The organism is Sanguibacter sp. TS_SC_8 (genome assembly GCF_055361235.1).
This window is the reverse complement of the sequence record NZ_CM143955.1, coordinates 3,995,258-4,007,153: the sequence shown is the minus strand read 5'-3', so window position 1 is coordinate 4,007,153 and position 11,896 is coordinate 3,995,258. Positions and strand designations below refer to the sequence as shown.

The following is an 11,896-nucleotide window of genomic DNA, read 5'->3' as shown; positions in this document are numbered from 1 at the left end:
CGACAAACCTCAGGAGACCAGACTGTGACTAACAGGTGGAGCATCACCGTTCACCGCGCCGCTGACCTCGGTCACGCGAGCTCGCTGACGGAGCTCACCGGTTGTTGTCGCAGCACCTGTAGCTGACCCGAGGCCCCGCTCCGTCGTCGGGCCCGCTCCGTCACCGGCACTGCGCCGTCCGTGCGCAGTGATCTCGTGACGGTAGCCCCCGTGCGACACAGCCCCCTCGCCGTCCTGGCCGCGGCCCTGCTCCCTCCGCAGCGCTGCCGTTGGCTCACGCCAACCCACACCACCCCACACCACTGCTCTGCCCTCCCGTGACCCGCGCGGTGCACCCACCGCGTGAGACGTCTGCGCGCCGCGACCGCTCCTTCCCGTCCCCGGGTCGCTGCCGCGCACGCATCCCTGTGAAAGGCCCGACCGTGCCCACTCCACCCACCCCGCTCGCGACAGACGGCTCCGCGTCGTCGCTCAAGCCCACCACCGCGCGGCAGCCGAAGTCCCGGTGGCTGCGTGCGCCGTCGTTCAGCGTGCAGATCATCGGCGCGCTCGTGCTCGGTGTGCTGCTCGGCTGGGCCGCGCTGTCCATCGGGACCGTCGACGACGGCAGCCCGACCGGCAGCCCCAACTGGCTCACCACCACGCTCGACACGATCGGGTCGTCCTTCGTCCTGCTGCTCAAGACGATCGTCCCGCCGCTCGTCTTCACCGCGATCGTCGCCTCGATCACCAACCTGCGCAACGTCGCCAACGGCGCCCGGCTGGCCTGGAAGACGCTGCAGTGGTTCGCGATCACCGCTCTCGTGTCGGTGGTCATCGGGATCGGCCTGGGACTGGTGCTGCGCCCGGGGAAGAACACCACGCTCGACTCCTCGGCGGGCTTCGAGGCAGGGAGGACCGGCTCCTGGTTGGACTTCCTCGACTCGATCCTGCCGGCGAACTTCCTCGGCGCGGCCGCGAAGACCTCAGCTGAGCTGGGCGACGGCGGAGCGATCACCGCGAGCACCGCGATCTCCTTCAACGTGCTGCAGATCGTGGTGATGGCCCTGATCGTGGGCATCGCCGCGCTCAAGGTCGGGTCCAAGGCCGATCCGTTCCTGACTTTCAACCGCTCGGCGCTGGAGATCATCCAGAAGATCCTGTGGTGGATCATCCGCCTCGCCCCGCTCGGGACCCTCGGCCTGATCGGCAACGCGATCGCCGCCTACGGCTGGGACCTGCTGGCCCCGCTGGCCACCTTCGCCGCGGCCATCTATCTCGGGCTCGGGCTCGTGGTGTTCGTCCTCTACCCGGTGCTGCTGCGGACCAACGGGCTGAAGGTCACGAGCTTCTTCCGCGGGGCGTGGCCCGCGATCCAGCTCGCCTTCGTCTCCCGGTCCTCGATCGGGACGCTGCCGGTCACCCAGCGGGTCACCGAGCGCAACCTCGGCGTGCCCAGCGAGTACGCCTCCTTCGCCGTCCCGCTCGGGGCGACGACGAAGATGGACGGCTGCGCCTCGATCTACCCGGCCATCTCCGCGATCTTCATCGCCCAGATCTTCAACATCGACCTGTCGATCACGGACTACCTGCTCATCGCGTTCGTGTCCGTCATCGGCTCGGCGGCGACCGCCGGGCTGACCGGGGCGATCGTCATGCTCACCCTGACGCTGTCCACCCTGGGCCTGCCGCTGGCTGGCGTCGGGCTGCTGCTCGCGATCGACCCGATCCTCGACATGGGCCGCACCGCGGTCAACGTCGCCGGTCAGGTGCTCGTCCCGGTCATCGTGGCCAAGCGGGAAGGGATCCTGGACCTCGAGCAGTACGCCTCGGCCAGCTCGGAGGACCTGTTCGCGGACGGGGTCGACGTGGCGGCCGAGGCCGCCGACGCCGCCGAGACCGCTGCCGAGGTCGGCGCAGGGGTGCCCGCGAGAGTCTGACCCGCAGGTCGCCACATCGAGGGTGTGGTCCGTGTCTCCCGGCCGGGAGACACGGACCACACCCTCCTCGCGTCGGGGCGTGTGCACCGGGTGAGGGGGGTTTCACCACCACATTCACCTCGGACAGAGGGATCGGGTGCTGGTGCGCCCCATAGGTTCGATGAGCCTTCAGCCCCGCACCTGCAGCCGGGGCGCACCTCCCGACAGATGGACACCTCGCGATGCGTCTTCCCTCACCGTTCTCCTCCCGGATCACCGGGCCCTCGTTGCGATGGGGCCGCGGGACGGTCGCTCGGTGGGCGGCGAGCATCGGGTCCTTCGCGGTGCTGTCCACGATGCTCGTCGGACTGGCACCGACGGCCACCGCCGCGGACGACACCAACGAGATGAACTTCGACAAGACGGTGTCCAAGTCGATCGTCGCCCCGCTCGAGACCTTTACCTACACGCTGCGCTACGACTGCTTCAGCAACACCTCGAGCTGCATCGACGCGACCATCGTCGACACCATCCCGGCCCCGCTCGAGATCGTCGGGATCGGTCTGCTCGACCCGGCCACCCCCGGGACGGTGACCACCGGGCCCGACGGGCGCACGATCACCGTGGCGTTCGACAAGGAGTTCTCCCCGGGCGTCAAGGGACTCGCCGAGGGCGCGGTCGGTTCGCTGGGCATCGAGGTGAGGTTCCCGGCCCGGGCGCACTCCGACGGCGACCTCACGGTGACGAACACGGCGACCATGTCGGCCGCGAACCGCCTCACCAAGACGTCGGCCGTCGACGCGACCGTCAACGTCACCCCCGAGGTCAGCGCGCTCGCCGCGAAGGCATGGGGGGTCTCGGGAACGAGCCCCTCGGGGGCCGGATCACCCGACGAGATCGTCGAGCCCGGTGCGGCCAAGAGCGTGACCCTCGGGTTCACCAACACCTCGAACCTCCCGGTGCAGTCGCTGCTCGTCCAGGAGCCCTCCGTCCCGTCGGCCGTTCCCGCGGCCGGGACGGCCTTCGACTCCTTCGACCTCGTGGGAGTCGGGGCCGTCGTGTGGCCCGCCGGTGCGACCGGTGTCACCGTCACCACCTTCGGACCCGGAGGGTCGCTCGCGTCGCGGGCCTCGGCCAAGCCCGCCATCGCCCTGCCTCCGGAGATCGCCGCGGACCAGATCACCGGGATCAGCTTCGACTTCACCGGTACGGACATCGAGCCGGGTGCGGGTTCGGTCGCGCTCGACCTGGCCCAGCGCAGCACGCTGCGCTCCGACCCCGGTACGGCGGTGGCCGCCGGGACCGTCTCGAACACGATCACCGTGATCACCACGGGAGACGTCGACGCCACCCCGCTGCCCTCGACCCCGGTCACCGCGGAGGCGTCCTTCGAGCTCATCGCCGCCCAGCTCGCGGCGACCGCCACCAAGTCCGCGTTCTCGCCGACCTCCATCCCGCTCACCGGAACCCGCAGCACGGTGACGATCACGGGGAGGAACACCTCGAACATCCCGGTCAACCAGATCCGGGTGACCGATCCCGCCGCCGGGGGGGAAGACTTCTTCGGCCCGGCCGGACTCGCCTTCGACGGCTTCGGGACGAACGGCACCGGCGCAGGTGTCTCGTGGCCCGCGGGCGCGACACTTGCGACCGTCTCGGTGACCTACTCCGACACGACCACCGGCACGGCGGTCGCCTCGGCCGCGAACACACTGCCCACCGCGATGGCGGACTTCACCGGAAGCTCGGGCAAGACGTGGACCGACGTCACCTCCTTCTCGATCTCCTTCACCGGACCCGCCGGATCCATCGCCGTCGGCCAGTCGGCGTCGGTCCCCTACCAGGTGCTGCCGCGCCCCGGCGCGCACATCACCGACGCGACCCATCCGGCGATGAGGAACTGCGTCGCGGCGACCGTCGGACTGGTCGACGGTCTCGGGGTGACCACCCTCGAGTCCGACGCGGACATCGAGTGCAGCACGCTCACGCTCGTCGAACCGACCGTCGGCGTCGGTGTCGCGAAGCGGCTGACCAGCTCCTCGATCCTCACCACCCCCGGGTCCAGGACCACCGCCGTCCTCTCCGCGACGTCCAGGGTCGGAACGGCCTCCGGAGCCGGCAACACCAAGCCCACGCGTCTCGTGATCGAAGACTCGAGCTACCAGTCCGCCGGCAACGCCGGCTGGTGGGAGGTCTTCGAACCCGTCGCTCTGGTGGGAACCCCGGTCGCGGCCGGTGACACCCTCTCGATCGAGTACACGACCAGCGTCTCCGCGCCCGGCGAGGCTGGATGGACGTCGATCGCGACCGTCCCCGGCAGCGCCCTGGCGAACCAGGACCTCTCCGCCATCCCCGCCGGTGCGACCGGCGTGCGTCTCGTCTTCACCCGCCCCACCGGGTTCCCGGACGGACAGAGCGTCCAGGCCAACGTCACCTTCGCCGTGCGGGCGGGGCTGGCCGCTGACGCCTTCGAGGACGGGACGACGGTCGCCAACTGCGCCGTCGCACAGGCGTCGCTGGCCGGGTTCCCCGCGGTGACCGCATCGGCCACCACGACCACCTGCCCGACCGTCACCGGTGTGAACCCGGCCAGCGGACCGGGCACCGCGCCCCTCGTGAAGTCGGTCACCGGAACCGTCACCGAAGGCGCCTCTGGAACCGTCCCGGTGACCATCGGGTGGAGCACGCTCGGCGCGAGCGACTACGACTCGGTGACGATCGCTGACGCCGCCGACGCGACCGGGGCCCCGGTCCTGGGCCACGGGAGCTTCTGGGACGCCTTTGACGTCGTCTCCGTCAACCGGATCACCTCCGGTCCCGCCGCGATCGCCGGGGTGTCCTACGACCCCTACCTCGTCTTCGACAAGGTCGCAGCCGTGGAGATCTACGACACGTCGCTCTCCACCTGGCGATCCATCACCAACTCCCCGTGCCCCTCCGGGTGCGTCGGTCAGTTCCCCGGCGTGACCCTGACCCCCGCGGACCGCGCCGTCGCCGGCGCCGTCCGGCTGGTGTACGAGCCCCGGTCACCCTCCGAGCGCGACGCGGTTGTCGCCGCCATGGTGGCTGCTGGTGACTGGCGGCTCGCGATCGCACCCACCGCGACCCAGGCTGGGGTCGCGGTGAACCCCGCAGCCGACCACTCCCGCACGATGTCCGTGGCCGCGCGCCTGCGCGACACGCTCCGGGCGAGCGGGGCGCCGGTCAACGACGCCCGCTACTACAACGCCGGCGCGTGCGCGGCGCTGCCCGCGCCCACCGACCCGGCTAACCCGCTCGACTGTCGGAGCAAGGTCGTCAACGATGCCATCGCCCTCGGCACAGTCGGGGCGACCACGGCGACGATCGGGTCTGGCGGCGTCGGCAACCCCGCCGCAGAGCGGACGGTCACGATCCTGCCGATGACCCTCGCGGTCCAGGCGACCAAGACCTGGCTGCGCGCGAACGCGTTCGGCCAGTCTCCCCGCGACCTCGGCGTCCCCGCCGCGGGCACCGCCCAGGTGGACTACCCGCGCGCGACCGTCATCACCACGGTGCGCAACACGACCGGCGGCTCCGCCGTCGACTCCCTGACGGTCGTCGAACCGCAGCTCCCGCCGACTCCGGCGGCGGGCAGTGCGACGGACCCCTTCTCCGTCTTCACCATCACGAGCCTGGCCACCACGGCGCCGACCGGCACGACCGCCACCGCGGTCTACCTCAACACCGGCACCGGGTTCTCGACGACACCAGCGACGCTGCCGATCTCGGAGGCGACGCTCGCCGACGTCATCCAGGTCAAGGTCGTCTTCACCGGGCGGATCACCACGAACGCCCTGGGCACCGTGACGCTGGGGACCCAGCTGCGCGAGACGAACCGGGTCGACGGCACCGCACCCACAGCGCAGACGACGATCTCCAACACGGTCGGCGTCGCGGCCGCAGACTCTCGGGTCTGCGAGCCCGCCTCGACGGGTCGTGAGCTCGAGGACCCCTACTCGACCTCCCCGGAGGCACAGGGGGGATGCGTCCTGGCGCCGGTCCTCGACACCGCGGTCGACGCGTTGACCCTGAGCGCGCGCTCCCTGGACGTCGCGGTGACCAAGTCCGTCAACCCGACGGTGGTCCACCGTGACACCAGCTCCGGGTCACCGGTCACCGCGACGCTGGGGATCCAGAACGTCGGCAACTCCGACGCCGACACCCTCACCCTCGAGGACACGTCTCCGACCTTCTACAACGCGGTCACCACGACCGGGGTCAAGCTCCTCAGCTACCCCGGGGGCGCGGACACGGTGCGCCTCGACGTCCGCACCGGTACGACACTCACGGCCGACGGCGCAGACCTCACGACGACCGGCGGGACCTGGACCACGGGCACCGCGGTGCCGGTGGCCGTGAACGGGGACCTCGCCCTGCCGGCGGACGTCGCCTGGGAGGACGTGACCGGGGTCCGGGTGGTCTTCACCGGCCCGGGCCTGCTCGCCTCGCCCGGGGCGGTCGGGAGGGTTGCCGTCACCGGGACGCTGCGACCCGAGCTGCGCTCGGGTGGCCAGGTGCCGAGCGCCGCCGGTGGTGTGCCGGCGACGTTCTCCGACACGGTCGCCAACCCGGGCGAGACCGTCGTGGGACAGGTCAGCAACACTGTGACCGGTCGCGCCGAACGGGCGGACGGGCTGCCCAGCGCGCCGCGGACGGCCTCGAGCTTCTTCTCCGTCCGGGCCGGCACGATCGCGGTGTCAGTGAAGAAGACCCCGACCGGGGACCAGAAGCCCGGTGAGATCGTCGACTTCAAGCTGACCTTCGTCAACTCCGGGACCGCGGACATCATCGACCCTGTCGTGACCGACTACCTGCCGGTGGACCCCAGAGGCCCGCTGCTGACGGTTGACACCCTGGAGACGGGCCTCGCGGCCGGCACCGGTGAGCGCCCGTGGAGCGTCGACGCGACCGGCGCCGCCGACGCCGCGCTGCAGTCACCGGCTGCCCTGAGGTACAACTCGACCGGTGTCGAGCAGACCATCGACGGGCTTGTCGTGCCTGCCCACTCGGCGCGTGTCACCTGGCCCGCGGGCACGATCCTGCAGCCGGGTGAGCGGGTCGTGGTGACACTCCCGATGCTCGTGCGGTCCTCCGCGCTGGGCAACGTCACCAACACCTTCGCGCTGAGCACCACCTCCACGACCCGGACCATCACCTCGGCCCAGTGCCTCGGGCTGGACGGCTCAGCGAGGACCTTCGAGGCGGCCGACTCCTCGTGCCGAACCCCCGCGACGATCAACATCATCGAGTCCGGTGCCTTCACCTCGCGCAAGGACGTCCGCGCCTGGCCCGCAGACCTCGGGGCCATCAACGCCGTGACCAACGACCCGGCCGACGCCTGCATCGCCGATGCGGACGGCTACGTCGCCTACCCGTGCGTGGCTCACGTCGCCCCGGGCGGGAAGATGCAGTGGCGGACGATGGCCCGCGCGGGCAACGTCGACACGGCGAGACTCGTGCTCGTCGACGTGCTTCCCCACGACGGCGACGTGGGTGAGCTGACGAACATCCCTCGCGGCACGCAGTGGCATCCGACCTGGGACGGCGCTACGCCGACCCTCGACCCGGGCTTCGCCAACGCGGTCGGCTCCACGCTCACCGTGCTCTACTCGACGGCGGCCGATCCGGCCGTCGACTACACCGCGACTGCCGGCGGTGACTGGTCGACGACCCCTCCCGCTGACCCCACCACGGTGACCGGCTTCAAGTTCGTCGTCGACTTCCCGGAATCCCCGGGAGACAAGCTGCTCGCCGGTGACGCTGTGCGCGTGGCGTGGACGATGGACGCTCCCTACAGCCTCGCCGGTGACGGGTGGCAGGGGTACGACGCCTGGAACACGTTCGGCTACACCGCGGTGTTCGACACCGCAGACCCGAGCAAGTCCTACGTCTCTCAACCCCGCAAGGCAGGCGTCCGCCTGCCCCACGGCGAGGTGACCGTCACCAAGACCGTCGTCGACGACACGGCCTTCGACGTGGCAGCGGGTCAGTCCTTCGAAGCGCAGGTCCTGTGCACGGTCCCGACGGACCCGACCAACCCGTCGGGTGCACGCACAGCCGTGACGCTGCACGACAACGGGATGGTCACCCTCGACGCAGGCAACGCCTTCACCGCCGTGCTCGCCGACGTGCCGATCGGCTCGACGTGTGCGGTCCAGGAGACCCAGAGCGGGACGGCATCTCTCGTCACCTACGCTCCGGCGAACCTCGATCCGGCCGCGGCCTCGTCGGCGACGATCGACGTCACGGCAGGGTCCACGCCCGCGGAGAACGTGCTGGCGATCACCAACACCTACGAGGCCGCCGGTCTCACGGTGTCCAAGGTGCTGGCCGACGACGCCGAGCTGCCTGCCGGGACGGCGTTCCCCTTCACGGTGACGTGCACCTACCGGGGGTCCGTGCTCGCCCTCGACCCGGCGGACGCGTCCTTCACGCTCGAAGGCGGTCAGTCACGGACGCTCAGCGGGCTGCCCGTGGGCGCCGTCTGCGACGTCCTGGAGGCCGGCCCGGGTGACGCGATCGTCAGCTACCAGGTAGGTCAGGACGCTCCGACGGACACGCCGGCGCAGGTCACCATCGATCGGGACAGCGCGCTCAACGCGGTCACGGTCACCAACACCTTCGTCAACCTGTCCATCACGAAGTCGCACTCCGGTGACCGGTTCACCCTCGGTGACGAGGTGACCTTCCTCCTCGAGGTGACCAACCACGGACCTCGCGCAGCCTCCGACGTCGTGGTCTCCGACCCCGTGCCCGCAGGCCTGAGAGATGTCAGGGCCACCGGACTCACCGGGAGGTGGGACGCCTGCGTCGTCGGGGCCCCGGGAGCGGGTGGGACCACCGTCAGCTGCGCGCTGGTCGGCGACCTCGCCGCCGGCGAGACGGTTCAGGTGCAGGTCCGCGGCGTCCTGGTCGAGGCGGCGTACCCGTCGGTGGTCAACACCGCGACAGTGACCACTCCGACTCAGGAGTCGACCCTGGAGGACAACACCGACTCCGACACGGTCACCCTCGAGCCGCGACCGGTCACGCCGGGAGCGGAGACGCCACCGGATGCGCTGCTCCCGCAGACCGGCGGCGGGACGGTGCCGTCCACCGACGTGCTGCCATGGACGGGTGTCGCGGGGATCGGTGCGCTGACTGCGACCGCCGTGCTGCTGCTCGGCCTCGGTGGGATGCTCGTGGCGCGCCGTCGCAGGCGCGAGACGACGCAGTGACCATGGCACGCTGACGACGCAGTGATGACAGCGGGTGCGACCGGACCGGTCGCACCCGCTGTCGTCTGGTCTCGGGCGTGCAGCAGCGCCGGACGCCGGAGCATCAGCGGGGGACGAGCCCGAGGAACCCCAGCCGGTAGGCCTCCGCGAGCGCGCTCTCACGGCTGTTGACCCCGAGCTTGCGGTACAGCGACCGGATCTGGCTCTTGACGGTGTTGACCGAGACGAACAGGTGCCGTGCGACGAGCTCGATGGACGAAGTCTCCTCGAGCTCGCCGAGCACGGCGAGCTCCCGCTCGGACAGGTCGACCAGGGGCTCGTGCTCGGTCGGTCGCTCCGCGATGCCCGCCGCGTCGATCCGGGCCAGGACGGTTCTGAGCTGCGCGACGTCGTCGGACAGGTCGACCAGGACGGCGCGGTCGGCCGTCGCGAAGGGATAGAGCAGGTCGGGGGACGCGACCTCGAGCGCGCGCCGCACAGCGGCGGCTGCGGCGCCGCGCTGGCCGACGGAGTGCCGGATGTGCATGTCGGCCAGGTGCAGGTTGACGCGCTCGGAGGTGTTGGCCCCGGTCCGCCACAGCCCGCTGGTGATGATCGCGACAGCGTCATGGGTGTCGCCCGCGCGCAGCGCAAGGTGCGCGCGGGCGCTCGGGGAGCTCGCGGTCGTCGGGCGCGCGGCCAGCAGGTTGCGGGCGCGGGTCGGGTTGCCCGCGTCGATGGTCAGTGCGACGAGGGTCGCCAGCAGGACACGACCGGCGAAGGAGTCCGCCGTGACCCGGGCGCTGCCGTCGTGGAAGGCGCCGTCGAGCACGGCCTGGGCCCCGTCGTCGTCGCCGCGCAGGCTGCGGATCATGGCGTGCATCATGTCCAGGACGAACCACGGGGTGAGCCGCAGCCGCTCGGTGCTGGACACCGTGGGGAGGACGGCGAGATGGGCGTCGGCGCCGGCGAGGTCCAGCCGGTAGACCGCGAGGAGAGCCTCGACCATGGGGGCGACGGGGTCGACGAACTTGCGCATCGGCAGCGGGGTCCTGGCCAGGGTCTCGGCCACCCCGAGCCGGTATCGGCACGAGGTGATGTCGCCGCGCAGCGCGTCGATCAGCGCGAGGAACTCGCAGGCGTTGCGGGACAGGAACTCCAACGTGGCCCCCCGCCCCATCTGCAGGCATTGGAGGAGGTCGTCGTAGGCCCGGGTGAGGTTCCCGGCGGCCAGGTGCGTGACGCCGGTCTGGATGAGCAGGAAGGGGAGCGTGTCGACCAGCACGGCGCGCCACTGTCCGTCGTCGTCGCGGGCGATGGCGGTGACCCGGTCGGCGAGCTCGGCGGCCGCGCGGTACTGGAAGGCGACGCGGAGCGAGATGATGTGGCCCACCGCCACCCCGGCCAGGTCGAAGAGCTGGGAGTCGGTGAGCCGGACCCCGGGCTCGGGCCACTCGATCGGGTGGGCCGTGACGGAGTCGAGGCGCGCGTGGAGGAGCACATCCCGCGCCATGATCAGGCGCGGCATCGCGTGGAGGAAGCGTCCTGGCAGGTTGGCCAGTGCTGCCTGGAGCTTGCCCGGGTGGTGGACGATCAGCTCCACCCAGTTCTTGTTGGTGACCTCGAGGACCTTCTCCCAGTCCTGGGCGGCGGCCAGGTGCTGGATGGCCGCCTCGGGCCTGTCCTGCAGCACCTCGGCGGCTCGCAGGTGCGCGGTCGCGTCGAGGGTGACCGGGCGGGTCGGGTCGTCGACAGCAGACTGACCTTGGGCGTCGAGGGCCTTGCTGAGGGCTGGGAGATAGCGGTAGACGCGTTCACCGCCGGTGCTCTCGGACCGGGCGATCCCGGCGCTCTCGGCCGCCGCGAGCAGCCGTGCGGCGTGCGGGTTCCCGGTGAGCTGCTCGGCGAGATCTGCGGTGAGGTGGTCGAGGATGCGGGTCGTGAAGAGGAAGTCAGTGGCTTCCCCAGAGAGCATGGCGCGGATCTCCTCGAGGTAGAGGACGAGCGCGCCCCAGTCGATGGTGTCGGTGTCGGTCCAGCTGGCGCTCATGGCGAGCAGGGCGCGGGTCGGTGCCGGCCAGCCCCACAGACCCTCGTGGATCTCGGTGAGGCTGGCCTCGGACAGTGGGCTGGCCAGCGATCGGGCGAGGGTGGTGACCTCGCTCGGTGTCAGGGCGAGGTCGTCAGCGCGGACGGTGATGGCGTCGACGCTGAGGCCGGCCAGGATCGTGGGGTCGGGGACCGGGTGCGTGCAGACGACGAGGGAGACTGCCGTCGCGCGCTCGAGGATCTCGGCGAGCCGGTAGGCCACCGCGGGCACCTGCAGGCGCTCGAAGTGGTCGATGACCACCACGAGCGGCGCGCGGCGGTTGACCAGGACGAGGCTGACCTGGGCCAGCGCGTCGGCGCTCTGCGGGTCGCCGGGGTTGAGGACGACATCCGGGTCGAGGGTCGCCAGCAGCGCTCTCCAGAACTCGTCCGCAGTCTCGCCCTGCGCGACAGAGTGCCAGACGGCGTCGCGCTCGCTCGACTCGAGCCAGTCCGCTACCAGGGCGGACTTGCCGTAGCCACGCGGCGCGAGCAGCACGACGATCCCGTCACCGGCGTCGAGCGCGACGCGGACCCGGGCGCGGTCCACGAGATGGGTCGGGATTCGGGGCAAGCCTGCGGTGCCCGGGGTGTGGGGCGAAGGGTCGAGAGCCGTCAAGTCAGCCCTTCTCAAGGAGCGCGGTCTGGTGTTCGTCGTTGTCGATCTTAGCGAACGATCCCTGGATAGTGGCC

At 71.0% G+C, this 11,896-nt stretch carries 3 protein-coding genes; 2 read left to right on the top strand and 1 reads right to left on the bottom strand.

Translation table 11 applies throughout. The features are described 5' to 3' along the window. The first annotated feature begins 422 nt into the window (after positions 1–422). The gene (locus ACWA15_RS18015) at positions 423–1,919 is read left to right on the top strand and encodes a dicarboxylate/amino acid:cation symporter (RefSeq protein ID WP_464057017.1); all 1,497 of its coding nucleotides are present in this window, start codon (positions 423–425) and stop codon (positions 1,917–1,919) included. A 221-nt stretch (positions 1,920–2,140) separates the two neighbouring features. Then, on the top strand, positions 2,141–9,136 hold the full coding sequence (locus ACWA15_RS18010) for a DUF5979 domain-containing protein (RefSeq protein WP_464057016.1): 6,996 nt from the start codon (positions 2,141–2,143) through the stop codon (positions 9,134–9,136). 103 nt (positions 9,137–9,239) lie between these two features. Here the strand turns inward: ACWA15_RS18010 and ACWA15_RS18005 are convergent, their stop codons facing one another. Then, entirely contained in the window at positions 9,240–11,753 is a 2,514-nt protein-coding gene (locus tag ACWA15_RS18005) for a LuxR C-terminal-related transcriptional regulator (RefSeq protein ID WP_464057015.1), read from the bottom strand. Between the last annotated feature and the right edge of the window lie 143 nt (positions 11,754–11,896).